This is a genomic window from Paenibacillus algicola (genome assembly GCF_005577435.1).
GTDB lineage: Bacteria > Bacillota > Bacilli > Paenibacillales > Paenibacillaceae > Paenibacillus_AQ > Paenibacillus_AQ algicola.
This window is the reverse complement of sequence record NZ_CP040396.1, coordinates 3,313,969-3,337,317: the sequence shown is the minus strand read 5'-3', so window position 1 is coordinate 3,337,317 and position 23,349 is coordinate 3,313,969. Positions and strand designations below refer to the sequence as shown.

Annotated in this window: 24 protein-coding genes and 1 riboswitch; of the genes, 20 read left to right on the top strand and 4 right to left on the bottom strand. The window is 52.9% G+C overall.

What is annotated here, in order from left to right; all coding sequences use genetic code 11:
• From E6C60_RS15695 to ltrA, 3 genes are all read left to right on the top strand, one after another.
• The gene (locus E6C60_RS15695) at positions 1 to 420 is read left to right on the top strand and encodes a DUF350 domain-containing protein (protein WP_138226705.1); all 420 of its coding nucleotides are present in this window, start codon (positions 1 to 3) and stop codon (positions 418 to 420) included.
• A 164-nt stretch (positions 421 to 584) separates the two neighbouring features.
• Positions 585 to 1,142: a hypothetical protein gene (locus E6C60_RS15690; protein ID WP_138226704.1), complete on the top strand. Its 558-nt coding sequence runs from the start codon at positions 585 to 587 to the stop codon at positions 1,140 to 1,142.
• Between the two features lie 577 nt (positions 1,143 to 1,719).
• Positions 1,720 to 3,012, top strand: coding sequence for a group II intron reverse transcriptase/maturase (gene ltrA, locus E6C60_RS15685; protein WP_138226703.1), 1,293 nt, complete (start codon positions 1,720 to 1,722; stop codon positions 3,010 to 3,012).
• A gap of 109 nt (positions 3,013 to 3,121) precedes the next feature.
• On the opposite strand, the gene E6C60_RS15680 is transcribed toward ltrA, so the two are convergent.
• The gene (locus E6C60_RS15680; RefSeq protein WP_138226702.1) at positions 3,122 to 4,351 is read right to left on the bottom strand and encodes an NAD(P)/FAD-dependent oxidoreductase; all 1,230 of its coding nucleotides are present in this window, start codon (positions 4,349 to 4,351) and stop codon (positions 3,122 to 3,124) included.
• Positions 4,352 to 4,479: 128 nt separating this feature from the next.
• Here E6C60_RS15680 and E6C60_RS15675 point away from each other — a divergent pair, with 128 nt between their 5' ends.
• From E6C60_RS15675 to E6C60_RS15630, 10 genes are all read left to right on the top strand, one after another.
• On the top strand, positions 4,480 to 4,713 hold the full coding sequence (locus E6C60_RS15675; protein WP_138226701.1) for a hypothetical protein: 234 nt from the start codon (positions 4,480 to 4,482) through the stop codon (positions 4,711 to 4,713).
• A 58-nt stretch (positions 4,714 to 4,771) separates the two neighbouring features.
• Positions 4,772 to 5,155, top strand: a complete 384-nt coding sequence (locus E6C60_RS15670; protein WP_138226700.1) for a spore coat protein — start codon at positions 4,772 to 4,774, stop codon at positions 5,153 to 5,155.
• Positions 5,156 to 5,345: 190 nt separating this feature from the next.
• Complete coding sequence (locus E6C60_RS15665; protein ID WP_138226699.1) at positions 5,346 to 5,846, top strand: Lrp/AsnC family transcriptional regulator; 501 nt, start codon at positions 5,346 to 5,348, stop codon at positions 5,844 to 5,846.
• 13 nt (positions 5,847 to 5,859) lie between these two features.
• Positions 5,860 to 7,065: an aminotransferase class I/II-fold pyridoxal phosphate-dependent enzyme gene (locus E6C60_RS15660; RefSeq protein WP_138226698.1), complete on the top strand. Its 1,206-nt coding sequence runs from the start codon at positions 5,860 to 5,862 to the stop codon at positions 7,063 to 7,065.
• A gap of 115 nt (positions 7,066 to 7,180) precedes the next feature.
• Entirely contained in the window at positions 7,181 to 7,441 is a 261-nt protein-coding gene (locus E6C60_RS15655; protein WP_138226697.1) for an aspartyl-phosphate phosphatase Spo0E family protein, read from the top strand.
• A 127-nt stretch (positions 7,442 to 7,568) separates the two neighbouring features.
• Positions 7,569 to 8,129 carry a cob(I)yrinic acid a,c-diamide adenosyltransferase gene (locus E6C60_RS15650; RefSeq protein WP_138226696.1) on the top strand — a complete coding sequence of 187 codons (561 nt, stop codon included), beginning with the start codon at positions 7,569 to 7,571 and terminating at the stop codon, positions 8,127 to 8,129.
• Positions 8,130 to 8,133: 4 nt separating this feature from the next.
• Entirely contained in the window at positions 8,134 to 9,096 is a 963-nt protein-coding gene (locus tag E6C60_RS15645; protein WP_138226695.1) for an RluA family pseudouridine synthase, read from the top strand.
• Positions 9,097 to 9,197: 101 nt separating this feature from the next.
• Positions 9,198 to 9,560, top strand: a complete 363-nt coding sequence (locus E6C60_RS15640) for an arsenate reductase family protein (RefSeq protein ID WP_138226694.1) — start codon at positions 9,198 to 9,200, stop codon at positions 9,558 to 9,560.
• Positions 9,561 to 9,647: 87 nt separating this feature from the next.
• Positions 9,648 to 10,538 (top strand): 5'-3' exonuclease, encoded by an 891-nt coding sequence (locus E6C60_RS15635; RefSeq protein ID WP_138226693.1) that lies wholly within the window; start codon positions 9,648 to 9,650, stop codon positions 10,536 to 10,538.
• A gap of 105 nt (positions 10,539 to 10,643) precedes the next feature.
• Positions 10,644 to 11,519 carry an ROK family protein gene (locus E6C60_RS15630; protein ID WP_138226692.1) on the top strand — a complete coding sequence of 292 codons (876 nt, stop codon included), beginning with the start codon at positions 10,644 to 10,646 and terminating at the stop codon, positions 11,517 to 11,519.
• 122 nt (positions 11,520 to 11,641) lie between these two features.
• Here the strand turns inward: E6C60_RS15630 and E6C60_RS15625 are convergent, their stop codons facing one another.
• Complete coding sequence (locus E6C60_RS15625) at positions 11,642 to 11,944, bottom strand: DUF3055 domain-containing protein (protein ID WP_138226691.1); 303 nt, start codon at positions 11,942 to 11,944, stop codon at positions 11,642 to 11,644.
• A 254-nt stretch (positions 11,945 to 12,198) separates the two neighbouring features.
• Between E6C60_RS15625 and E6C60_RS15620 the strand changes: the two genes are divergently transcribed.
• Complete coding sequence (locus E6C60_RS15620) at positions 12,199 to 13,206, top strand: HRDC domain-containing protein (RefSeq protein WP_138226690.1); 1,008 nt, start codon at positions 12,199 to 12,201, stop codon at positions 13,204 to 13,206.
• A gap of 390 nt (positions 13,207 to 13,596) precedes the next feature.
• Here the strand turns inward: E6C60_RS15620 and corA are convergent, their stop codons facing one another.
• Positions 13,597 to 14,532, bottom strand: a complete 936-nt coding sequence (gene corA / locus E6C60_RS15615; RefSeq protein WP_138226689.1) for a magnesium/cobalt transporter CorA — start codon at positions 14,530 to 14,532, stop codon at positions 13,597 to 13,599.
• Positions 14,533 to 14,965: 433 nt separating this feature from the next.
• A riboswitch (SAM riboswitch) is annotated at positions 14,966 to 15,097 on the top strand.
• Positions 15,098 to 15,189: 92 nt separating this feature from the next.
• Here corA and metA point away from each other — a divergent pair.
• The 5 genes from metA (at position 15,190) to E6C60_RS15590 (ending at position 20,934) form a co-directional block, all read left to right on the top strand.
• Positions 15,190 to 16,107: a homoserine O-acetyltransferase MetA gene (gene metA / locus E6C60_RS15610; RefSeq protein WP_138226688.1), complete on the top strand. Its 918-nt coding sequence runs from the start codon at positions 15,190 to 15,192 to the stop codon at positions 16,105 to 16,107.
• Positions 16,108 to 16,151: 44 nt separating this feature from the next.
• Entirely contained in the window at positions 16,152 to 17,336 is a 1,185-nt protein-coding gene (locus E6C60_RS15605; protein ID WP_138226687.1) for a PLP-dependent transferase, read from the top strand.
• Positions 17,333 to 18,532 carry an aminotransferase class I/II-fold pyridoxal phosphate-dependent enzyme gene (locus tag E6C60_RS15600; RefSeq protein ID WP_138226686.1) on the top strand — a complete coding sequence of 400 codons (1,200 nt, stop codon included), beginning with the start codon at positions 17,333 to 17,335 and terminating at the stop codon, positions 18,530 to 18,532. Before E6C60_RS15605 ends, E6C60_RS15600 begins: the two co-directional genes overlap by 4 nt.
• Before the next feature lie 140 nt (positions 18,533 to 18,672).
• Positions 18,673 to 19,806 (top strand): cyclic dehypoxanthinyl futalosine synthase, encoded by a 1,134-nt coding sequence (gene mqnC, locus E6C60_RS15595; RefSeq protein ID WP_138226685.1) that lies wholly within the window; start codon positions 18,673 to 18,675, stop codon positions 19,804 to 19,806.
• A gap of 189 nt (positions 19,807 to 19,995) precedes the next feature.
• Positions 19,996 to 20,934: a putative sporulation protein YtxC gene (locus tag E6C60_RS15590; RefSeq protein ID WP_138226684.1), complete on the top strand. Its 939-nt coding sequence runs from the start codon at positions 19,996 to 19,998 to the stop codon at positions 20,932 to 20,934.
• A 10-nt stretch (positions 20,935 to 20,944) separates the two neighbouring features.
• Here E6C60_RS15590 and E6C60_RS15585 read toward each other — a convergent pair whose 3' ends face one another.
• The gene (locus E6C60_RS15585) at positions 20,945 to 21,124 is read right to left on the bottom strand and encodes a hypothetical protein (protein ID WP_138226683.1); all 180 of its coding nucleotides are present in this window, start codon (positions 21,122 to 21,124) and stop codon (positions 20,945 to 20,947) included.
• A 227-nt stretch (positions 21,125 to 21,351) separates the two neighbouring features.
• On the opposite strand from E6C60_RS15585, the gene thrS reads away from it, so the two are divergent.
• On the top strand, positions 21,352 to 23,289 hold the full coding sequence (thrS, locus tag E6C60_RS15580) for a threonine--tRNA ligase (RefSeq protein WP_138226682.1): 1,938 nt from the start codon (positions 21,352 to 21,354) through the stop codon (positions 23,287 to 23,289).
• Positions 23,290 to 23,349 lie beyond the last annotated feature (60 nt).

Here is a 23,349-nt window from a genome sequence, read left to right as displayed (position 1 = left end):
ATGATGGAAGCCGTTGATGGGCTGCTGTCCCATCCGGTGGGAGCGCTAATCGGCTATTTTTCGGTCGCTATTCTGGCTTTGATCGTATATCTGGCCTGCTTCGAATGGGTCACCAAGTACAAATGCTGGGACGAGATTCGGAAAGGCAATGTGGCGGCGGCCATGGCGACGGGCGGCAAGATTTTTGGCATCTGCAATATCATACGTTTCTGCATTGAGCATAATGAGACCGTATATGGCATGATGAAATGGTCGTTCTTCGGCTTCATTTTGCTGCTGGCTGCTTATTTGCTGCTGGAATTTATGACGCCGGTGTTTTCCGTAGATGAGGAAATCGGACGTGACAATCGGGCTGTTGGCTTGATTGTTCTGATCATCACCGTTTCTCTCTCCTATGTGATCGGAGCTGGCATTACTTAACGGAGGTTGAGGAGCTTGAAATATTTACCTAGAATTTTGTTTGTGGCCGCCTTGCTTTTTATGGTGTCAGGCATTGTATACTTGTCGATGAATTAATTAGGGGTTAGGGGTCATAAGACTGCATTGGCGATGACGCCAAAGGCTGTGAAAGGATGAATGAAACAATGGAACCGATAGTCTGTCCCTGGTGTCAGAGTGAGATTGTGTGGGACGAAGAGATCGGACCGGAGGAGCATTGCCCGCACTGCGAGAATGAGCTGAAGGGCTACCGGACGATCAATGTAGAGATGGATACAGAAGCTGAGGCAGATGAGGCTTCAGAGGATGAATATAGTGAAGATCCAGAAGAGGTTGTAGGGTTTAACCAGCCTTTCTGGAGCGGTGAAACCACTCTGGATCCGGGCGTTCGGGTGCTGGAGCAGTACGGTGATGATTATGACCTCATTTCTTACGAAGAGGGGGTCGAAAAAGCGCTGGATCATCAGGATGAAGTGCCTGAATGCATTCACTGCCGGGAGTACATGCTGTTTGCCGGCAAGCAGGCTATGGGCGGCGAAGGCTTCCAGCCTGTCCAGCTCCCCCATCTGCAGGGCCCGCTGCTATCCTCGCCGATTCATGTGAATATGTACGTCTGCTCTGGCTGTTTCCAGGTGCAGTACACATTAGACGAGGATGATCGTCAGCGACTGATCCAAAGGCTGTCGAAGCCGTCTGTGGAATAAGCATGCATATATCAATCAAGCAGCCCGTTCAGGGCTGCTTTTTTTAGTGTGGCGTGCCCAGCAAAGCACGCATCTTCTAGCCGGTGAAAGTCCGGTCACAGGAGGGACCAAGCCCCTGTGTAGCTAGGATACCTGCGTATGGCGAAATCTGTGCGTAGAAGCGTATCGACATAAGTACCTGTCAGAGACAGGGCGAGCAACATACCAGGCTGTAACATAAAGTGAATCCTGCCGCGTCGTCAAAAAGGCCTCGCAAGAGGGGAAGAGGAAGCCGAGTCTCGCGCATATGGACGAAGGCCATGGAAGCTGTTCAGAACTTGGAACGACAGTGAAGAATCCTCCGGCGTATGGGGATCGGCATGGTATGAAAGAGGATGCAGTGAACTGGGGAGGCCCTCCCCTGCACGTTTTTTTTTTTGAAACCGTAAAGAGACGCTCTATAAGCCTAAAAGGTGAAGTGAACCGTCTGCAGGAAGGGAGTCCGAGGGGCTCATAGTACCGAAGAATGCAGGACAACACAACCTGCAGGAGGGAAGGAGCCCTGCTTTGTTCAAGTTTCTTAAGGAGGTACGAGTCAGTGAATGCCAAACGGCTAACAACACCAAAGGAAAACGTTCAACAACTCCAAGAGAAACTAGGTCATGCGGCCAAGGAAAACAAGAAGCGAAGGTTTCACGCGTTGTACGACAAGGTCTATCGAATAGACATCCTTTGGGAGGCATGGCGAAGAGTACGAGCTAATAGGGGTTCAGCTGGAATCGACGGAGAAACATTGGCAGATATCGAAAAACAAGGAGAAACATGCTTTGTACACGAATGTCAACGGCTTCTTAAAGAAGGCGAGTATCATCCGCAACCCGTAAGGCGCTACTACATTCCGAAGAAGGATGGCAAAAAGCGACCGCTCGGCATTCCCACAGTAAGAGACCGCGTCATCCAGATGGCAGCGAAACTCGTCATGGAACCGATCTTCGAGATGGATTTTCAGGAAACGTCATTCGGGTTCAGGCCAAAACGAAGTGCAAAGCAAGCGTTAGATCGCATTCGGAAAGCATGCAACCGCAAAGGGAATTGGGTGGTCGACGTCGACATCCAAGGGTACTTCGACAACATTAATCAGGAGAAACTCATCAAGCTGGTAGAAATGCGAATCAGCGATAGACGAATTCTGAAGCTGTTGAGGAAGTGGCTAAGTGCGGGTGTCATGGAGGAAGGCAATGTCAGACGCTCAGATTTGGGTACACCACAAGGTGGGGTCATTTCACCACTGCTGGCGAATATCTACCTGAATTACTTTGATCTCCTGTGGGAACGGCATGGCAGTAAAATGGGGGAACTCACACGTTACGCGGACGATCTGGTGGTCATCTGCAAAACAAAGAAGGATGCAGATCGGGCGTACGAACTCATTAGAGTTATTATGGACCGCCTAGAGCTAACGTTACATCCAACCAAGACACGCATCGTTGGACTATGGACAGGAGAAGAAGGCTTTGATTTTCTAGGCATGCACCATCGAAAGACGAAAGCCGAGACATCCAAAGGCAAAGTATACTATACGACCCAGCAGTGGCTGTGTCGCAAGGCGGAAGAGCGAATCCGAGAGGTCGTGAAGGAGCGACTTGCTCCGCCGAATATGCGTCACAAGACTTTCCAGGACCACCTGGAATATTTAAACCCAAAAATACAGGGATGGCGCAACTACTACTACACAGCCTACAGCCAAAAGAAGATGGCAAAACTAGATTGGTACATCTTGCAGCGCTTAGCAAAGTGGGTTGCCAAGAAGCGTCAACGCACGCGATGGATGAGTTCATTAAGCGAAGTGAAAGCATTGTCCAAACAATATGGACTTAAAACGCTCTTGTGATCTGCACGCACATGAATGACGAACATCGGAAAGCCGTATGAGGGAAAACCTCACGTACGGTTTGATGAGGAGGGGCAGAATTTATCTGCCCTTTACTCTAGAGTCTCTTCTAATGCTTCTGCTTTCTCCGAATCGGAGAGAACCAGGACAGCTCCTCCGGCTCCTTTCCAGTCAGCGTATCTGCCAGCATGTCTGCCGCGATCATGCTGTATACCGTGCCGTTGCCGCCATATCCCTCTACGAAATAACTGCTTGGAAAACGGGGGTCGCGTCCAATCAGCGGCAGACCGTCCTTGGTGGAGCCAAATACGCCGGACCAGCTGCATTCTATATTTAGGGGACCGAGCTGTGGAAAAAGTGCCATGACTTCCTTCAGCAGCTTCCGGCTGCGCTCCTGAACAATCTCCTCGGTCAAGCCGCCTTCGGCGAGCGGCTCGTCCAGCCCGCCGGCTACTATGCGTCCGTCAACCGTTGTGCGCAGGTACAGATAAGGCCTGGCTGCTTCCCAGATGAGCGCCCGCTCATGCCAGGAGGAAAGATCCTCGACAGGCTCGGTCGTAATGGCATAGGTGTATTCAAGCACAGCCTGGGCGTCCTTTTTCCAGTCCTGGGCTTCATAGCCGACGGTCCAAATCAGTGTTTTGGCGTGAACCTTGCCCATGCCATGAGTATATGCGATGGCCCCGCCCAGATGATCCTCCTCCACCCGGACTACACCACTGTGCTCATAAATACGCAGGCCCTGCCGGGTGTGGCTGTAGTTCAGCAATGCCTTGACCATATGTACCGGATTTACCTCGGCATCTCCATGGCAGTACAGCGCCGCCGGCTTCGTGAAGGGAAACCTTGCAGCAATGTCCTGGGGCGTCCAGTACTCGACATCGAACCCGTAACGGCGCAGGTTCTCATACTCCTGCTGCAGCAGCTTCACATCCTGCCGGGTGCTGGCGCAGTAGAGGCTGCTCCGGCGGCGAAAGCCGATATCTTCCGGCAGCTGGGAGGCAACGGAGGCGAGGCGCTCTACGGCTTCCAGACACATTTTATAGAAACGGCTGCCTTTATATTCACCGAACCTCTTCATCAGCTCGGTTATGGAATCATCATTCATAAATTGCAGCAGAGCTGTACTGGCAGAGGTGCTGCCGCCTGCTACGGTGTGCTCTTCCAGAAGCAGGACATCCAGTCCGCGCTTTGTAAGCTCATAAGAGACGAGCGCTCCGCTGATGCCGCCGCCGATGACGAGAACGTCGCATGTGACGCTGTCCTCAAGCTGTGGATAGGAAGGATACGTATCGTTGAATTCCTGTTCCCATGGACTTGGCCCGCTGGTAAGCTTCATGTCAAATACCCTCTTTCTTTTTATGGGATATCAGCTCTCTTGCACAAGCTTTACTATTTACCACATAGAACCATACAATCCAAGCCATACTATTGAAGCTACTTCAAAGGGAAAGGTGGATGGAAACCGTGAACAACGCAGAAATGAAGCCGCTGACGTCCAAGGAGCTGGACTACCTTGTAGACTGCATCTCTAATGAAAGCACGCTTGCGAAGCACTGCGCAGCTACAGCTGCAGCGATAACAAATCCGGCAGTGCAGCAATCTCTGCTTGGTATGATGCACAAGCACGAGCAGCATATGGACAGGCTCGTTCAGTCCCTGCAGCAGCACCAAAGCCTGGCTGTATCCCCGTCGCATTAAAGGTTAGCTTTGCATGATTCAATCGCAATCTATGACCACCATTAAAGGAGGAGCCAACATGCCATCCCAACAAGGGACATCCTTTCTTCCGGAAGAAGATCTGCTCAACAGCATCCTGAATGAATTGAAGCGTACCGTACGTGAGTACACCACAGCAACGACCGAGGCTTCCTGTCCTGCAATTCGCCGGATGTTCTCGGAGCTGACGGCCGAAACCCTGCAAATGCAGGGTGATCTGTATCAGCTTATTGAGCGGCAGAAGCAATACCCGGCTTCCGTGCCGACGGCGATTAAAGCAGATGTCGATAAGCAGCTGCAGGCTATGCAGCAAACGAGTCAAGCCACCCGTGACTTTACAGCACAGAGAACCTCGGGGCTGGAGTCGTACTCGCATACGCCCAACGTGGCCAGTCATCCTACGAACGTACAGCCTGGTCACTAATTTCTTGTACCCGGTCCGTTGACCGACGACTCAGCACCCATGAACCGATGGTTTGATCGGACTTTATCCGAGCCATCGGTTTTTCTTTGCACAGAAAGCAAAAGTTATTGTAATATAGGTATTAATCTCTTTACAGGAACCGGCTGAATGCAGCCGAATGGCCTGATAAATGCGCTGGAGGATGGCAAGTATGGAAGAGCTGAGCCCGTTTAAATTGAAAGTGCTTGACCTGTTGAAAGAGGATGCGAGAAGGACTCCGGCCCTTTTATCGACCCTGCTGGGGGCATCTGAAGAGGAAGTGAAGGAAGCCATCGCGGAGCTAGAGCGTGATCATGTTATCGTCAAATACGTGACGGTTGTGAATTGGGGCAAGGTGGAAGAGGAGAAGGTGTACGCACAGATTGAAGTACAGATTACACCGGAGCGCGGAAGAGGCTTTGAGGGAATTGCGGAACGTATTTATTTGTTCCCTCAGGTGAAGTCGGTGTACTTGATGTCCGGAGCCTATGATCTCCTGGTAGAGGTAGAGGGGCGCAGTCTTCGAGAGGTCGCGAACTTTGTCTCGGAGAAGCTGTCTCCCATTGATTCGGTGCTGTCCACGAAGACGAATTTTATTCTCAAAAAATATAAACAAGACGGGATTATTTTCGAAGAAAATCCAGAAGACAAGCGTCTGCTGATCTCGCCGTAAAGGAAGAGTGGATATGATTGTGAATCAGGAACGTTCAACCGGAAATGACAACAAATCAATGAGCTCTTATTTGGCCACGGGAGTCAAGAATATTCAGCCGTCAGGAATCCGCAAGTTCTTCGATCTGGTCAGCGGGAACAAGGATATTATTACACTGGGCGTCGGGGAGCCGGATTTTGTAACTCCATGGCATGTCAGAGAAGCGTGCGTGTACTCTTTGGAGCGGGGATTTACTCAATACACATCAAATGCGGGCATGCCGGAGCTGAGAGAAGAGATTTCCCGTTATTTGGAGAAGGGGTTTCAGGTTTCGTATGATCCCAAAGACGAGGTGCTTGTTACCGTCGGAGGCAGTGAAGCGATTGACCTTGCACTGCGTGCGCTGCTGGAGCCGGGAGATGAGATTCTCGTTCCGGAGCCGTGCTATATCTCTTACTCACCCATTACGTCGATTAGCGGCGGCATTCCCGTGGGCATCGAGACGACCGCGGATAACCATTTCAAGCTGACAGCAGAAGATCTTCAAGCCAAGATCACACCGAAATCCAAGGTACTGATTCTGTGCTATCCAAGCAATCCGACAGGGGCCACAATGACGTATGAGGATTGGCTTCCCATTGCAAAAGTGGTGGAGGAGAATGATCTCATCGTCATTTCGGATGAAATTTATGCAGAGCTGACGTATGACGGCACTCATGTCAGCTTCCCCTCGATGCCGGGCATGAGAGACCGGACGATTCTCGTCAGCGGCTTCTCCAAAGCATTCGCCATGACCGGCTGGAGAATGGGCTATGCCTGTGCCCACCCGGACCTGATTGGGGCCATGACCAAGATTCACCAGTACACAGTCATGTGCGCACCGGCTATGGGCCAGGTGGCAGCGCTGGAAGCGCTGAGAAACGGACTGGGGGAGAAGGACCGGATGGTGGAGTCCTACAACCAGCGCCGCCGAATGATTGTTCAAGGCTTGTGTGAGATTGGACTGGATTGCCATGAGCCGCAAGGCGCCTTTTATGCCTTCCCGAGCATCAAGCGCACGGGCCTGTCCTCTGAGGAATTCGCGCAGCGCCTGCTCACAGAAGCCAAGGTAGCAGCAGTTCCAGGCACAGCCTTCGGCTCGGGAGGAGAGGGCTTTATTCGCTGCTCCTACGCTACGTCGATTGCGCAGCTTGACGAAGCATTGAAGCGTATGGGGAAATTTGTCGAAAAGTTAGTATGACAAGAAGATAGTTGTTCCTTTTCCTTGATTTAGCAAAAATAAATCTTTTCATAACTCAAAACTATGATATAATTTTGTTTCGGGAGAAGAAATACTTTATCAAGGAGGGAAGCTTATGTTCTGTGAATACGAACTGTCGCATTACAGCGGTGATCTCACAGCAGAACGTTCTGACCGTGAAGAGTGGAACGTAGAGACGGCAGACTCTGAACCGCAGGACATTTCCCTAGAAGAAGAAATCCATCTGCTTCGACAGAGAATGGAGCAGATCTTTCTGGAAGAGCAATCCTTTACTTCTGAAATTGTGATCGAGATCAGCAGCCTGCTGGATCTCAAGATTAATGAATATATGAAAGCCCAGCCGAAGAAGAAGTAGGCTGAGCCTTTATGAGGCCCTGCGGCAGTCTGCAGGGCCTCTTTTTCGTCGAGAGCGGGATATGATATAGTGAGACGTGAGAATAGCTGAACCACGAAATTGTGTAGTGATATGGAGGGCAAAATTCATGAAAATGTATACAAGAACCGGCGATGCTGGAGAGACTTCCATCATTGGCGGACGCGTGCTCAAGGATGATCCCCGGATCGAGGCTTATGGCACCATCGATGAGCTGAACAGCTTCGTGAGTCAGGGGCTATGCCTTGCGCAGGACGCCGGCTTTACCGAGCTGGCGAAACAGCTGCTTCAGATTCAGCACGAGCTGTTTGACTGCGGCTCGGATTTGGCCTATGCCAAGCCTAAAGAAGATCAGGTTAAGGTTCATGCCGGAATGGTGGAGCAGCTCGAGCAGTGGGTGGATCTCTTTGAAGAGGAGAATCCGCCGATTGAACGGTTTATTCTTCCGGGGGGCAGCCACCTTGCGGCATCCCTTCATGTTTGCCGCACCGTCTGCCGCCGTGCCGAGCGACTGACGGTTACACTGTCCCGTACGGTGGACATTAACCATGAGGTGACTCGATACTTGAACCGGTTATCCGATTACTTCTTCGTGGCAGCGAGAACCGCGAATGTTCGTGCCGGTGTGCCGGATGTAGAATATGAGCGCAGCGGAAAGGTGTTCCGGTAAACGTATGACGCAGTATTACCCGCCAATCACTTATATGGTTTCAGAGCAGGAGGACGGGATGCTGCTCAAGACCATTTTGCAGAAGCGGATGGGGGTGTCCCGGAAGCTCCTGTCCCGGCTGAAGCTGACGGAGGAAGGAATTCAGCTTAACGGTGTCCGGGTATATATCAGCGCAGCCGTCAAAGCGAGGGACCGGGTCGAAATCCGGATGGAGCAGGAGACCTCGGCGGATATTTTGCCGCAGCCGATGGAGCTGGACATCCTCTATGAGGATGAGGATCTGCTGGTGCTGAACAAGCCTCCGGGAGTTATTGTTCATCCGACTCATGGACATTACACGGGAACGCTGGCCAACGGTGTGGTGGACTATTGGGAGAAGCAGGGCTTGAAGTATCGTTTCCGGGCGGTCCACCGTCTGGATCAAGATACCTCCGGCGTGCTCTGCATTGCAAAGAACCCATACGTTCATCAGCATATTTCAGAGCAAATGATTGCCAATACCGTAGACAAAAGATATATAGCGCTGGTGCATGGGGTTCCCGCTAAGGCTCAAGGCGAGCTGGAAGGCCCGATCGATCGTGATCCCGAGGAGCCGCACCGCCGGATAGTCACGCCCTCCGGCTATCCCTCGCTGACCCGGTATGAGGTACAGGAGCGCTACGGAGACTGGGCGTCCATGGTGGGACTGAAGCTGGAGACCGGGCGAACCCATCAGATTCGGGTGCACATGAGCAGCCTGGGCCATGCATTGATCGGCGATACCATGTATCCTCAGGAATTATTGCAGCCGGAGCGTAAAGAAGAGTGGGAGCGTCTGGATGCGCTGATCCCGCGGCAGGCTCTTCATGCCGCCAGCCTTTCGCTGTTTCATCCGATCCAGCGAACGGAAATGATCTTCAAGGCGCCGCTGCCCCAGGATATGTCGCTGCTGCGAAGCCGGCTGATACAGCACGGCGATGACAGATAGCACGAGACGCTGTTTCCAATGTGAGATGTGAGATGTGAGACGCGAGAGCATGCGGCTGGATTGTTTTATAAGATTAGATTTCTTTAAAGGAGTGTCGTGCGATGAGTTTATTAACCGTATATCATTATCCCGCCTGCGGGACCTGCAAAAAAGCCGTGAAATGGCTGCAAGGCGAAGGCCATGAGCTGCAGCTTCAGCATATCAAGGATCAACCGCCGTCTGCAGAGGAGCTGCAGGCCTTGATTCAGGGAAGCGGGCTGGATATCAAGAAGTTCTTCAACACTAGCGGCGAAGTCTATAAGCAAATGAATTTGAAGGACAAGCTCGCCGGCATGACCGATGATGAAAAAATCCGCCTGCTGTCCTCTAACGGAATGCTGATCAAGCGCCCGATCGTCAGTGACGGAGCGAAGACGACGGTCGGCTTCAAGGAAGAGGTCTTTAACGAGAATTGGAAGGCGTAAGCTGCGTTTTCCCCGCCATTCGAAATGCGGAATATGATATACTGAAACGAGCTGTATGTAAGTCTGAGAGAAAGGGGAGCTTTAGATATGACAACATTACCGCAGCCGTCCCTGATGCTCGTTGACGGTATGGCTCTATTGTTCCGCGCGTATTATGCCACAGCGTCGAGCGGATATATCCGCAGAACGAAATCCGGCCTGCCCACAAACGCGGTGTACGGGTTTTTGAGATATTTATGGGATGCAATTGACCAGTTTAAGCCGACCCATGTTGCCTGCTGCTGGGATATGGCATCGAAGACCTTCAGAAGTGAAGAATTTGCCGCTTACAAAGGCAACCGACCGGAGGCACCGCTGGATCTCGTGCCGCAGTTTTCATTGGTGCGTGAGGTGACCGACAGCCTGGGCATTCCGAATCTCGGGATGGAGGGCTATGAGGCGGATGACTGCATTGGTACCTTATCCTGCCGGTATAAAGACCAGATGCATATTATGATTTTATCGGGAGATCATGATCTGCTGCAGCTGGTTGATGACTCTACCTCGGTTATTATTATGAAGAAGGGCCACGGAAATTATTTGAAATATACACCGCAGGTGCTCCTGGAGGAGAAGGGGCTGACCCCGCGGCAAATTATTGACATGAAGGGGCTTATGGGCGATACCAGCGATAACTACCCCGGAGTGAAGGGCATTGGAGAGAAGACGGCATTAAAGCTGGTTCAGCAGTTCGGATCCATTGAGGGGATCCTTGCGAATATGGATGCTCTGGCGAAAGGCGTGCGGGCCAAGATCGAAGCTGATCTCGACATGCTGCACCTGTCCCGCCGGCTTGCTGAAATTCATTGTGAGGTCCCGCTGGAATGTGAAATCAGGCAGTGTCTGCTTCACATTGACGATCAGGTGGCGCATGCCAAGCTGGAAGAGCTGGAGATGAAGAGCCTTAGCCATCTGATTGGCGCGGCGAGCGTGTCGTAGCAACACGGAGTATTACAAGTTTGAATCAGCGCCTTGAGCTGTGCTTGGCTTGTTTAAGGCGCTATTTTTAATTACATATAAACAGCTTGCGAGAGGATGACAGAGATGAGATTGGGAGCCATTGAAGCAGGAGGAACCAAATTTGTATGCGGCATCGGAACGGAGGACGGGACAGTTCTGGAGAGAACAAGCTTTCCAACGACGACACCGGAAGAGACGATGGCGCAGGTATATGACTTTTTTGCAGATCAAGGGGTTGAAGCGATCGGAGCAGGCTTCTTCGGACCGATTGATCCCGTGATTGGCAGTCCGACGTATGGATCGATCACGACAACCCCCAAGCCGCACTGGAGCAACTTTAATGTTGTGAATGCCTTGAAGGAGCGGTTCGATGTCCCTGTCGGCTTCGACACCGACGTCAATGGAGCCGCATTGGGCGAGTATACGCTGGGTGCAGCACAGGGTCTGGATAGCTGCCTGTATATTACGATTGGCACAGGCGTCGGTGCAGGGGCCGTGGTAGGCGGCAAGCTCGTGCATGGACTATCCCACCCCGAAATGGGACATATCCTGGTGCGCCGTCATCCGGAGGACCGCTATGAAGGCACCTGTCCGTACCACAAGGACTGCCTGGAGGGTCTGGCAGCAGGTCCGTCCCTTGGTAAACGCTGGGGCGTTGCCGGAGCAGAGCTGACGCCGGATCATCCGGCATGGGACATGGAAGCCTATTATCTCGCGCAGGCGTTGATGAACTATGTGCTGATTCTGTCTCCGCAGCGGATCATTATGGGCGGCGGTGTGATGAAGCAGCCGCAGCTGTTCCCGCTGATTCGGACCAAGCTGCAGGAGCTGCTGAACGGCTATGTCCCTCATCCGAGCCTGAATGAAGGCATTGACCAGTATATCGTGCCGCCGCAGCTGGCAGACAATGCAGGGCTGTGCGGAGCGTTGATGCTGGGCAAGCTGGCTGCGAAGGGCTAAGACAGGCTGAAGCTGCAGTGATGCTCTTCTGAAATCAAACCTATAAAAGACATGGCGATGCGGGAGATCATCCTGCGATGCCATGTCTTCTATTTATTGTAGCCTATGAATTCTGCCGCAGATCAGTCCGTAAAATGAGGGCTGCCCAGTACGAGGCTTAAAAAGCTGCGCATATCGTCGGCCTCTTCCCGCTCCAGCCGGAAGGTGCGCTCCAGTAAGCCTTCTTCCTCCAGATCATCATCGGCCAGGATCGCCGAGCGTCCGAACTGCAAATCGGTCACGAGCTTCTTGCCGTAAAAACGATCTGTGGAGGTCACTGCGAGATCGAAGCGCTTCAGGGACGGTCCAATAAAGGTAACGAACCGTGTAGAGGTTGATTCCGTGCTGTCGGATAAATAGTCAAGCTGCTCTTTGTCTTGATCCATGAGTAGAAATGCTCCTTTTCTGCGTGCTCTGAATACGAAACATTATAACGCAAAATTAAGATGGGACAAAACAAAGCTTCAAAATAATAGGGATTGACCTTGTTACAAATCCTGGATAATATATAGAGTAACAGTATAACGGACGTAAGTATTAAAGGGAAGCACCTTTCATTCGCTGCGAAAGCGAGATGGAGGGTGCTTTTTTTTTTGCGTGTGCGTGTGCTGAAATATTTAGGAATAAGGGAGGAAGAGGTATGGATATCGTGTTTATGAACCAGATGAGCCGCCCGGGGTCGGGTGGACACGAAACAGCGCAGCTATGGATTGGTGAGGAGGAAGGCAGCTGGTACCTGGGCTGGCGCGGATCGGAAGGGGAGGGAGAAGGCGGCGATGAAGCCTGGTATGAGGGAGGGTCCTGGCAGGAGCTGCTCTGTGTGTACCGCCATGGACTCGCGCAGAAGCTTGCACTAGGCTATCGGCCGGTCATTGCCGGTGTCTTCCATGAGCCGGAGGAGAGCGGGAGCAGCAACCGGCACGCATTGCGCCTGCAATGCTACAGCGAGCGCTGCGGCAGTGAAGAGCTGTACAGTGAGCTGTGCGCCTGGCGAAGAAGAAAGGCGGCGGCAGGCAGAAAGGCACCCTACTTCATCGCGAGTAACCGGGTGCTGCGAATGATCAGCGCCTTCATTCCGAAGACGCAGGAGGAGCTGCTGCAGCTGCCGGGCATCGGCAGCACCAAGGCGCAGGAGCACGGGGAGGATTGGCTTGAAATGACATCCCGTGTGGAGAGGGTGCATGGCTTTCCCTTAAACTGGGTTGAGGCTGCTCTGGAGGAGGATGAGTTCATGTCCTGGTTATATACGCAGAAGGAGCAGAAATACAAGCTGGAGCTGGAGAAATATCGGACCAACCGGCAGCTGCTGGAAGGCATTGCGCGGAGCCTGAATATGGAGGCACTGAGCGAGGTCACCGGAATGTCCCGGCGCGCGGTCATTGAGGCTGTGGAAGCGCTGGAGAAGGCAGGATATAATACGGAGCCGTTGATCTCTGCCGAGCTTGCCGTCATGCCGGAAGAGGAGCAGGACCATGTATGGAAGGCGCTGGAGGAGCTTGGGGACACCTTTTTAAAGCCGATTTTGCAGCGTGTTTACGGGGAAGAGGAGAGAGAAGGGCTGTCCCAGGAGCAGCTGTACGAACGGCTGCGGCTCATACGAATCCGGTACCGGCGGGAAGCGGAGTCACATGGCCGGCGGGCCGTGTAGGCAGAGCGCTTCATTTGAAAGAGGCTGTCCCAAAAGTAAATCTTGTTTAACGAGGCAGCTCAATTGAAGGAAATATGAAGCAAAAAATAAAGATTTGTACAAATGAAGCCGCTCCTTATTAGATGGTTGTTAGACACTTCCATTCTGCCAAAGGGCGGTTTCTTTGTGTTACCTGTTTTCTGGGGACAACAGCGATCGGAAGCCCCCTCTTTCTGCAGCGACCACGCCTTCGCTGGCGGATACACCATCTTTTGCGTTAACCTTATTTTACATCAAAAAAAGGTATTGCTCCCTTAATTATTTCGGGTGCAGTACCTTCTTCGATTCAGTCAGGACTTTTTCAGTAGCCTCCGCAAGACCCTGGATCTTTTGGGACAGCCTCTCTTGTAACTAAAGCCATTCTTTTTTGCGGAACAAATAATACATTCCGAAGCCCACGGCAACCATGACCGCCAGTACAATGAAATATGAATATTTCCAGTGCAGCTCCGGCATGAAATCAAAATTCATGCCATAGATGCCAGTAATGACAGTCAGCGGCATAAAGATGGTCGTGATTACGGTAAAAATGCTCATCGTTTCGTTAGCGCGGATCGCGATACTGGACTGGTAGGCCTCCCGCAGGTTGCCCATCAAATCGCGGTACGTTTCGAAGATTTCCGAGATCTTGACCGCATTCTCGTACGTGTCGCTGAAATACTTTTGAAGCTGATCGTCAATCAATCGCAGATCCTTCTTATTTAAGGTATGGATCACATCCCTCTGCGGCCCGAGAACACGCTTCAGCCACAGAATTTCACTGCGCAGCCCGACAATCTCGTTGAGATGCGACTTCTTGGTATGCATTAGAATATCCTCTTCCAGCTGCTCGATCCGCACCTCGATCCGGTCGCCCACCGTGAAGTAATTATCGGTGACGAGATCGATCAGAACATACAGGAACCGGTCCGGGGAGTTCACTTCCTCTTCCCACAGCAGAGGCTTGATGGCACGGAGCTCATGAATCTTCTGGCGGGTCACTGTAATAATAAAATGCCGTCCGAGAAAAATATTCAGCGCCCGCAGAAAGATCTCTTCATCATCAAATCGGATGCTGTTCACAACGATAAAATAATGGCTCTCATAAATTTCAATCTTGGGACGCTGCTCCTCTTCCGTCAAGCAGTCCTCTACCGCCAAATCATGCAGAGAGAATAAGGGCTGAAGCGCAGCCAGATCCTCCAGATCCGCATCTATCCAGTAGAAGCCCTCGGCTGGCGGAGTGAGGGTCGTTTCAAGGTCATCCACCGAAGTAAAAACGCCGGCGTTTACCAGTCGGATCTTCATCTGATATCCTCCTTTTCACAGAACACGTGGATACGGTCGTTGAATAAGGCACAGGTATCAGCAGCCAGCCTGAATGGGTTCATTATATTTATGTAATCACCATAAAAATAACGTCGCCGCAGGCCGGGAAGCTGATGGGTCTCCTATGCGATTGTATGTCACGGAGTACAAGCCTCTGGCCCGGGTCACCGTCCATTTTTATGTCACCTCTTTCCCTGCAAACGATTAGCACTCGTCTAGTATAACGCCGGGTTAGGGACCTTTCAAGGCTGAATTCCGCGCATTCAAGGCCCTCATCTCACCGTATGAAGGAAAAGAGAAACAGGTTCTTCAAAATGCGCCTTAAACCGTCTTGACGGGAAAAAAAGAATGTTTTAAAGTAATGTCAGAAGTGATTCGTGTCAGTCATTATTAAAATTTCATATCGTTGTCAATCTTATCAAGAGCAGGTGGAGGGACTAGCCCGATGAAACCCGGCAACCGGCAGCAATATCGCACGGTGCTAATTCTTGCAGGATGAAGTGAATGCCGGGACAGGCATTTACGGCACCCTGACAGATGAGAGAGAATCATAATCTACGTTTACGTACATATGACCTTTCTCAGTTATAGAGAAGGGTCATTTTTTTGATGGAATCCAAGAAGGAGGAACACTTTATGCCCATTAAAATTCCGGATACCCTGCCAGCTAAGGAAGTGCTTGCAGGGGAGAATGTTTTCACTATGGATGAGAGTCATGCCTTTCAACAGGATATCCGTCCGCTGCGGATTGCAATCCTGAATCTGATGCCGAACAAGGAAACGACGGAAACCCAGCTGCTGCGCCTGATCGGGAACTCCCCGCTGCAGGTCGATGTCGTACTGCTGCATCCGAGCTCACATACATCCAAGAACACGTCGGCAGAGCATTTGGAGGCGTTCTACAAAACCTTCGAGGAAGTGAAGCACCGCCGGTTCGACGGAATGATTATTACAGGTGCTCCGGTGGAGCAGCTGGATTTTGAGGACGTGAATTATTGGGATGAGCTGAGGGAGATTATGGAGTGGACCAAGGATAATGTGACCTCGACGCTCCATATTTGCTGGGCTTCCCAGGCGGGACTGTACTATCACTATGACGTGCCGAAGTACACACTGCCTGACAAATGCTTCGGGGTGTTCCCGCATACGACCAGTGACCCCACGGTGCCTTTGCTGCGCGGCTTTGACGAGATGTTTCATGCTCCGCATTCCCGCCATACGGAGGTGCGCCGGGAGGATATTGAGCAGCACGGGGATCTTCAAATTCTGTCCGAGTCCGAGGAGGCGGGCATTTATCTTGTGTCTTCCCGCGATGGCCGCCAGATCTTCGTTACCGGTCATTCCGAATATGACGCGGATACGCTGCGGTGGGAATATGAACGAGATGCCGCCAAGGGCCAGGAGGTCGAGCTTCCGAAGCATTATTATCCTTCAGATGATCCTTCGCGCAAGCCGCCGGCAATCTGGCGGGCCCATGCCAACTTATTGTTCTCGAACTGGCTGAATTACTATGTCTATCAAGCGACGCCGTATGACATCGGTCCGCAAAACTAAAATATCATGTCAAGGATAGGTATCTGGAGAGGAGTATACCAAGCGTGGACAAAAACCAGTTGAACATAGAAAGCCGCCTGGCACAGATTGGGTCGGTGGAGGAGCCGGTTACCGGCGCGATCAATTTTCCAATATACCAGGCTACGGCGTTCCGCCATCCAAGGCTTGGCCAGAGCACGGGCTTTGATTACATCCGCACCAAAAATCCGACCCGGCAGGTGCTGGAGGAGGCTTGTGCAGGACTTGAGTCCGGCGATGCCGGCTTCGCCTGCAGCTCCGGTATGGCTGCCCTGCAAACGGTGTTTGCCCTGTTTAGCCAGGGGGACCATCTAATCGTCTCGCTGGACCTTTACGGCGGGACTTATCGGCTACTGGAGGCGATCCTGTCCCGTTTTGGCGTCAGCGCAAGCTACGTGGATACCAACGACCTGGACGCACTGGAAAGCTGCCGGAAGCCGAGCACGAAGGCGGTGTTTATCGAGACACCGACGAATCCGCTTATGATGATTACTGATATTCAAGCCGTCAGCCATTGGGCGCACCGGCACGGCCTGCTGTCCATCGTTGACAATACGCTGCTGACACCGTTCTTTCAGCGCCCGATCGAGCTGGGGGCAGATGTCGTTGTGCACAGTGCGACGAAATATCTGGGCGGACATAATGATGTGCTGGCGGGTCTGATCGTAACGAAAGGTAAAGAGCTGTCGGACAAAATGGCCTTTCTTCACAATTCCATCGGCGCCGTGCTAAGTCCGTCCGATTCGTACCAGCTGATGCGTGGCATGAAGACCCTTGCGCTGCGGATGGAGCGCCATGAGCAGAATGCGCTGGCTGTAGCCAACTTCCTCAGCAGCCATGAGGCTGTGGAGCAGGTGTTCTATCCCGGCCTGCCGGATCACCCTGGCTATGACATTCAATGCAAGCAGTCCAGCGGAAATACAGGCATTCTGTCCTTTAAGGTGAAGGATGCGCGCTATGTAGAGCCAATTCTCCGCCATATTTCTTTGATTGCCTTTGCCGAAAGTTTGGGGGGCGTAGAGTCTCTTATGACGTATCCTGCGGTGCAGACCCATGCCGATATTCCTCTTGAAATCCGTGAGGCGGTCGGTGTTGATGAACGCCTGCTGCGCTTCTCGGTCGGGATTGAGCATGAGCAGGACCTTATTCAGGATCTGGGCCAGGCGCTTGCCAAAGCGGCGGCTGAGGTTGAAGGAGGGACGCGGTCATGAGCGGGGAGCATTCGAACCGGGAAGGGCATCGGAACGCAGCCGGCCCCAACGAGCTGAAATTTGAAACCCGGCTTCTGCATTTCGGGCAGGAAATCGACGAGGCCACTGGAGCGTCAAGTGTTCCGCTGTATCAGGCCTCGACCTTTCACCATCATGATATCCACAGCCCGCCGCTCCATGATTACAGTCGTTCCGGCAATCCAACCCGCCAAGTGCTGGAGGATTACATTGCTCAGCTGGAAAGAGGCGCTTGCGGCTTCGCATACGCATCAGGCATGGCTGCCATTTCAAGCACCTTGATGCTGCTCTCCTCCGGTGATCATGTGATCGTCACAGAGGATGTATATGGAGGCACATACCGGCTGCTGACGAGCATTCTGAGCCGGCTGGGCATTGAGTGTACCTTCGTCGATATGACGAATCTGGATCAGGTTAAGGAGGCCCTAAGAAGCACCACGAAGGCTGTATACATGGAGACTCCGTCCAACCCTACCCTCAAAATTACCGATATCGAAGCGGTCAGCTGCTGGGCGAGGGAAGAGGGGCTGCTTACAATACTGGACAATACCTTTATGACGCCGCTTTACCAGCGGCCGATTGAGTTTGGTGTTGATATTGTGCTTCACAGCGCCACCAAGTTTCTGTCAGGACACAGTGATGTGCTGGCAGGTCTTGCGGTGGCCCGGACAGAGGAGCTGGGACAACGCCTCAAGCAGCTGCAAAACGGACTGGGCACCGTGCTGGGCGTGCAGGATTCCTGGCTTCTGATGCGCGGCATGAAGACCCTGGGCGCCCGGATGGCGCACAGTGAGCAGAGTGCAGCGAAGCTGGCAGCCTGGCTGAGCGGGCGCAGCGATATACAAGCTGTCCATTATCCCGGGCTTTTTCACCATCCCGGCCGGGAGATTCATGAGAAGCAGAGCAGCGGCTATGGCGCGGTCGTCTCCTTTGATGTTGGCTCTGGCCAGCGCGCCAAGGAGGTGCTGAATGCGGTGAAGCTGCCGCTGGTTGCGGTGAGCCTGGGCGCGGTCGAGAGCATCCTTTCGTACCCGGCCATGATGTCTCACGCCGCGATGGGGGAGCAGGTGCGTCATGAACGGGGCATTACAGACGGCTTGCTCCGCTTCTCCGTAGGACTGGAGGATATTGATGATTTGATCTCCGATTTAAGCCAGGCGCTGGAGGCAAGCATCTAAAGCTGTAACATAAACGACATCCCTGAAAGCGAAGGGATGTCGTTTTTGCGGTCCTGATGTGATACGATGGGAAGGAAGACATGTATACACCGTAAATGAGGAAAGGCCTTCTCGTCGAAGGAGTAAAGGAGGATTTACATATGGGCACAATTGACCGTATTTTAGACAAAGCGCTCCGGGGCGAGCGATTGCAGGTGGAGGATACCACACGGCTGTTTGAAAGTGATGAGCTGGAGAAGATCGGCCACGCCGCCGATATTATGACCAAGCGCAAGCATCCGGATCCCGTGACGACCTTCGTCATCGGCCGGAATGTTAATTATACGAACGTATGTGATGTGTACTGCCGTTTCTGTGCATTTTATCGCAGACCGGGCCATGAAGAGGGCTATGTGCTGTCGGACGAAACGATTCTGCAAAAAATCCAGGAAACCGAGGATGTCAATGGCACCGAAATCCTGATGCAAGGCGGAACAAATCCAAACCTGCCGTTCAGCTATTACACAGATCTGCTCCGCAAAATTAAAGGGCGGTTTCCCAATATTACCATGCACTCCTTCTCCCCAGCAGAAATTATGAAAATGGTCGAGGTATCAGGCCTTCCGCTGCACGAGGTTGTACGGGAGCTGCGTGATGCGGGACTGGATTCCCTGCCGGGCGGCGGCGCAGAAATTCTGGATGACCGGATTCGCTCCAAGGTGAGCAGGCTGAAGGGAAGCTGGCGTCAATGGATGGACGTTATGCAGACAGCGCATCAGCTTGGCATGAATACGACGGCGACCATGGTTATCGGATTGGGCGAGACGATGGAGGAGCGGGCTCTGCATCTGCACCGGATACGGGATGCGCAGGACGAGTGCATTCAGAACGGCTGGAATTCCAAGGGCTTCCTGGCCTTTATTCCATTTACGTTCCAGCCTGACAATACGAACCTGAAGCGCGAGCGCGAAACGCCGGAGGCGTACCTCAAGAGCGTAGCCGTCGGCCGGCTGGCGATTGATAATGTGCCGAACCTGCAGTCCTCCTGGGTCACGATGGGGCCAGAAGTCGGCAAGCTGTCGCTCTCCTACGGCTGCAATGATTTCGGCAGCACCATGATGGAGGAGAATGTAGTGTCAGCAGCAGGGGCTGTACACAAGGTCAACATTGAAACGATTCTGACGATGATTCGGGAAGCGGGATATATTCCGGCACAGCGGAACACCCGATATGAGATTTTGCGTACATTTGACGGTAATTCCTCTGTAGAGCGTGACTTTATCATGCAAAACTAAGACCGGACCCCATAATCTGCAGGATGTCGGCTGCTGATTTGGGATCAGGACATGCCCCTTTGGCCCTTACGGCTGAGGGGGCTTTTTGATGCTTGGAAGAGACATAACACACTTTTCCAAAAGCGGGCTCCGTATATCCCCATCAGGCTTCCCATATACTGAACAAGGGAACCCGAAAGGAGCGATTCCATGGAGCTGTTCAGCATTACGGTCAACACGCGCACCGAGCTGGAGAAAGAAAGCTTTTACCGCATTTTTCTAGACAAGCAGAAGGCATTACATAAGCAGTGCAAGCCGTTGAAATTCAAATTCAGTGCCAGTCAGAACCGGGTCATCTGGACCTGCTCCGGTAAATTGCCGCTGACATCCTGGGGCATGAGCGGGGAGCTGCTGCGGGCTGAAATATCGGAGGCCGTCACCGCGTACATTGCCAAGCAGAAGGAGCAGGAGATTGCGGCAAGACTGCTGCAGGAGGAGTTTGAGTTTCAGGATGGCGAGGAGCTGGAGCAGGTGCTCCGTTGCTTTCTGCAGCTGCTGGAAAAGGATGAGGGCACCTCGGCGGAATTCGCCCGGCGGCGCCGGCAAAAGCTGGACCGCACCATACGGCAGTGCCTTGCCGAAAGCGCCGAGCTGAATCTCGATGGGCTGCTGGCGTTCCGGCTTCGCGATTATGAGCAGGAGCTGCGGGAGTTGGCCGAGTATGCGGTGGATGAGTATATGCTGGACCAGCAATATGAAGAATTTATTAGCCTGCTCAAATATTTCGTCTATTTTCAAGAGCCGCTGACTCCGCTGGTTCATGTGATTCATCGGGGCGGAGAAGATCTGCTTCTGCTCGACGGAAGTCTGAAGCCGATTGAGGCCGGCAAGCAGGAGGGTCTCGTCATGGAAAGGCTCGATCAGGAGATGGAAGTCGAGGATATGGTCGTCAGCACGCTGATTTCGGCGGCGCCGGCAAGGCTTATCATTCATACCCGCCAGCCGGGATTACCGGTCATCGGGACACTGCTTCAGATTTTTGATCATCGGGCTGAGGTCTGCTACAGCTGTCAGGAGTGCACTCCGTTTATCGAGGGGCTGAATCACATAGGCTTGACGCTGCACGCCGGACGGGATTATAATAACTGATAATTCACGTTTACGTTAGAAAAGCACCGACAAAGACATGAATCTGTTCAGAAGACAGCACCGCTTCAGAGAGAGGAAACCAGGCTGCAATTTCCTCCGGTGAACCTGCAGATTTACCCCTTTGTAGCTGCGTCGTCGAACCAAGCTCCAAGGCTAGTCCTGAAGAGACCAGTAGGCTTCGCCGGATCATGACCGTTACCTCATGCCAATGAAGGATTCTTCCAAGCAACCATGACCTCGATGGCAGGCTGCGCGGCGGGATCGAATTAGGGTGGAACCACGAGTGTAGCACTCGTCCCTTTGCGGGACGGGTGCTTTTTATATTGTCCTGCAAAAAGTGATGGCGTTCAGACGTGAAAATATCCGGCTCCGGTGACGGAGCGAAAATACACCACTTTTATGTTGGAGGAATGTAGCATGGCAATCAGCATCAAGCTGCCGGACGGCTCGGTCCGGGAATATGCAGAAGGCAGCAGTATTGAAGACGTAGCCGCTTCCATCAGCAGCGGTTTGCGCAAGAACGCGGCGGCTGGCAAAATGGACGGCATCGTTGTGGATTTGGCGGCCCCGCTGCAAGAAGGAGCCCTGGTTGAAATTGTAACGCTGGATTCACCGGAAGGCCTGGAGGTCATGCGGCACAGCACGGCTCACCTGCTCGCACAGGCGACCAAGCGCCTGTACGGGGAGAAATCCGTAAAGCTGGGCGTCGGTCCTGTTATTGAAGACGGCTTCTATTACGACATGGATCTGGAGGAGCCGCTGAATCCGGAGGACCTGCAGAAGCTGGAGAAGGAAATGGAAAGAATTGTGTCCGAGAACCTTCCGATTGTCCGCAAGGAGGTCAGCCGGCAGGAAGCACTGTCGATCTTCGGAGATCTGGGTGATCCATACAAGGTGGAGCTGATTGAAGCGCTCCCGGAGGACAGTGTTATTACGATCTACGAGCAGGGTGAATTCTTCGACCTGTGCCGCGGTCCGCATCTGCCCTCGACAGGCAAGATCAAGGTGTTCAAGCTGATGAACGTTGCCGGCGCCTACTGGCGTGGAGACAGCAAGAACAAGATGCTGCAGCGTGTTTACGGTACAGCTTTTGTCAAAAAAGCACAGCTTGATGAGCATCTGCGCCTGCTGGAGGAAGCGAAGAAGCGCGATCACCGCAAGCTGGGCAAGGAGCTGGAGATGTTCACCTTCTCGCAGCTCGTTGGACAGGGACTTCCCATCTGGCTGCCGAACGGTGCGAAGCTGCGCCGTACGCTGGAGCGCTACATTGTAGATCTGGAGGAGAAGCTGGGCTATCAGCACGTGTATACACCGGTCCTCGGAAATGTAGAGCTGTACAAAACCTCAGGCCACTGGGAGCACTACCAGGAGGATATGTTCCCCAAAATGGTCATGGACAACGAGGAGCTCGTGCTCCGTCCGATGAACTGCCCGCATCATATGATGGTGTATAAGAGCAGCATGCACAGCTACCGAGATCTGCCGATCCGGATCGCCGAGCTCGGAATGATGCACCGCTATGAAATGTCCGGCGCATTGACCGGTCTGCACCGCGTACGCGCGATGACCCTGAACGATTCGCACATCTTCTGCCGTCCGGATCAGATCAAGGAAGAGTTTGCGCGGGTAATTGAGCTGATCAAGACCGCTTATAAGGATTTCGGCATTGAAGACTACCGCTTCCGCTTGTCCTACCGCGATCCGGAGGATACAGAGAAGTACTTCCAGAATGACGAGATGTGGGAAACGTCACAGCGTATGCTTCGCGAGGTTGTAGAGAGCCTGGACATGCCGTTCTTCGAGGCAGAAGGCGAAGCGGCGTTCTATGGTCCGAAGCTGGACGTTCAGATCAAGACTGCCCTGGGCAAAGAGGAGACCCTCTCCACGGTACAGCTGGACTTCCTGCTGCCAGAGCGCTTTGAGCTGGAATATGTCGGTGAGGATGGACAGAAGCATCGTCCCGTCGTGATTCACCGCGGTATTCTGAGCACCATGGAGCGCTTCACGGCGTTCCTTCTGGAGAACTTTGCAGGGGCATTGCCGCTGTGGCTGTCTCCGGTTCAGGTGAAGGTCATCCCGGTATCGACCGCATTTGACGGGTATGCCAAGGAGGTCACCGAGCAGCTGCAAAAAGCCGGCCTGTCTGTGGAAGCGGACCTTCGGAACGAGAAGCTGGGCTACAAGATCCGTGAAGCCCAGCTGGAAAAAATTCCGTATATGTTCATCGTCGGTGAGAACGAGCAGCAAGCACAGGCTGTATCGGTCCGCAAGCGCGGTGAGGGAGATCTCGGGGCGCAGCCGCTGAGCGAGGTCATCCAAAAGCTTCGTGAAGAATTGACGACCCGCGCGGTCTAACGCCAGGGTACAGGTAAGAGCAAGCCTCTGTTCATAGGTATATTTCAAGGATCGTGTGGG

Bases quoted from the DNA above. Each gene is read 5' to 3' on its own strand.
- thrS (WP_138226682.1), top strand. From the start codon at position 21,352: ATGGCAATCAGCATCAAGCTGCCGGACGGCTCGGTCCGGGAATATGCA.
- E6C60_RS15645 (WP_138226695.1), top strand. From the start codon at position 8,134: ATGACGCAGTATTACCCGCCAATCACTTATATGGTTTCAGAGCAGGAG.
- E6C60_RS15635 (WP_138226693.1), top strand. From the start codon at position 9,648: ATGACAACATTACCGCAGCCGTCCCTGATGCTCGTTGACGGTATGGCT.
- mqnC (WP_138226685.1), top strand. From the start codon at position 18,673: ATGGGCACAATTGACCGTATTTTAGACAAAGCGCTCCGGGGCGAGCGA.
- E6C60_RS15620 (WP_138226690.1), top strand. From the start codon at position 12,199: ATGGATATCGTGTTTATGAACCAGATGAGCCGCCCGGGGTCGGGTGGA.
- E6C60_RS15665 (WP_138226699.1), top strand. From the start codon at position 5,346: ATGGAAGAGCTGAGCCCGTTTAAATTGAAAGTGCTTGACCTGTTGAAA.
- E6C60_RS15695 (WP_138226705.1), top strand. From the start codon at position 1: ATGATGGAAGCCGTTGATGGGCTGCTGTCCCATCCGGTGGGAGCGCTA.
- E6C60_RS15625 (WP_138226691.1), bottom strand. From the start codon at position 11,944: ATGGATCAAGACAAAGAGCAGCTTGACTATTTATCCGACAGCACGGAA.
- E6C60_RS15690 (WP_138226704.1), top strand. From the start codon at position 585: ATGGAACCGATAGTCTGTCCCTGGTGTCAGAGTGAGATTGTGTGGGAC.
- E6C60_RS15630 (WP_138226692.1), top strand. From the start codon at position 10,644: ATGAGATTGGGAGCCATTGAAGCAGGAGGAACCAAATTTGTATGCGGC.
- E6C60_RS15590 (WP_138226684.1), top strand. From the start codon at position 19,996: ATGGAGCTGTTCAGCATTACGGTCAACACGCGCACCGAGCTGGAGAAA.
- E6C60_RS15680 (WP_138226702.1), bottom strand. From the start codon at position 4,351: ATGAAGCTTACCAGCGGGCCAAGTCCATGGGAACAGGAATTCAACGAT.
- E6C60_RS15585 (WP_138226683.1), bottom strand. From the start codon at position 21,124: ATGATCCGGCGAAGCCTACTGGTCTCTTCAGGACTAGCCTTGGAGCTT.
- E6C60_RS15640 (WP_138226694.1), top strand. From the start codon at position 9,198: ATGAGTTTATTAACCGTATATCATTATCCCGCCTGCGGGACCTGCAAA.
- metA (WP_138226688.1), top strand. From the start codon at position 15,190: ATGCCCATTAAAATTCCGGATACCCTGCCAGCTAAGGAAGTGCTTGCA.
- corA (WP_138226689.1), bottom strand. From the start codon at position 14,532: ATGAAGATCCGACTGGTAAACGCCGGCGTTTTTACTTCGGTGGATGAC.
- E6C60_RS15650 (WP_138226696.1), top strand. From the start codon at position 7,569: ATGAAAATGTATACAAGAACCGGCGATGCTGGAGAGACTTCCATCATT.
- E6C60_RS15655 (WP_138226697.1), top strand. From the start codon at position 7,181: ATGTTCTGTGAATACGAACTGTCGCATTACAGCGGTGATCTCACAGCA.
- E6C60_RS15670 (WP_138226700.1), top strand. From the start codon at position 4,772: ATGCCATCCCAACAAGGGACATCCTTTCTTCCGGAAGAAGATCTGCTC.
- E6C60_RS15660 (WP_138226698.1), top strand. From the start codon at position 5,860: ATGATTGTGAATCAGGAACGTTCAACCGGAAATGACAACAAATCAATG.
- E6C60_RS15600 (WP_138226686.1), top strand. From the start codon at position 17,333: ATGAGCGGGGAGCATTCGAACCGGGAAGGGCATCGGAACGCAGCCGGC.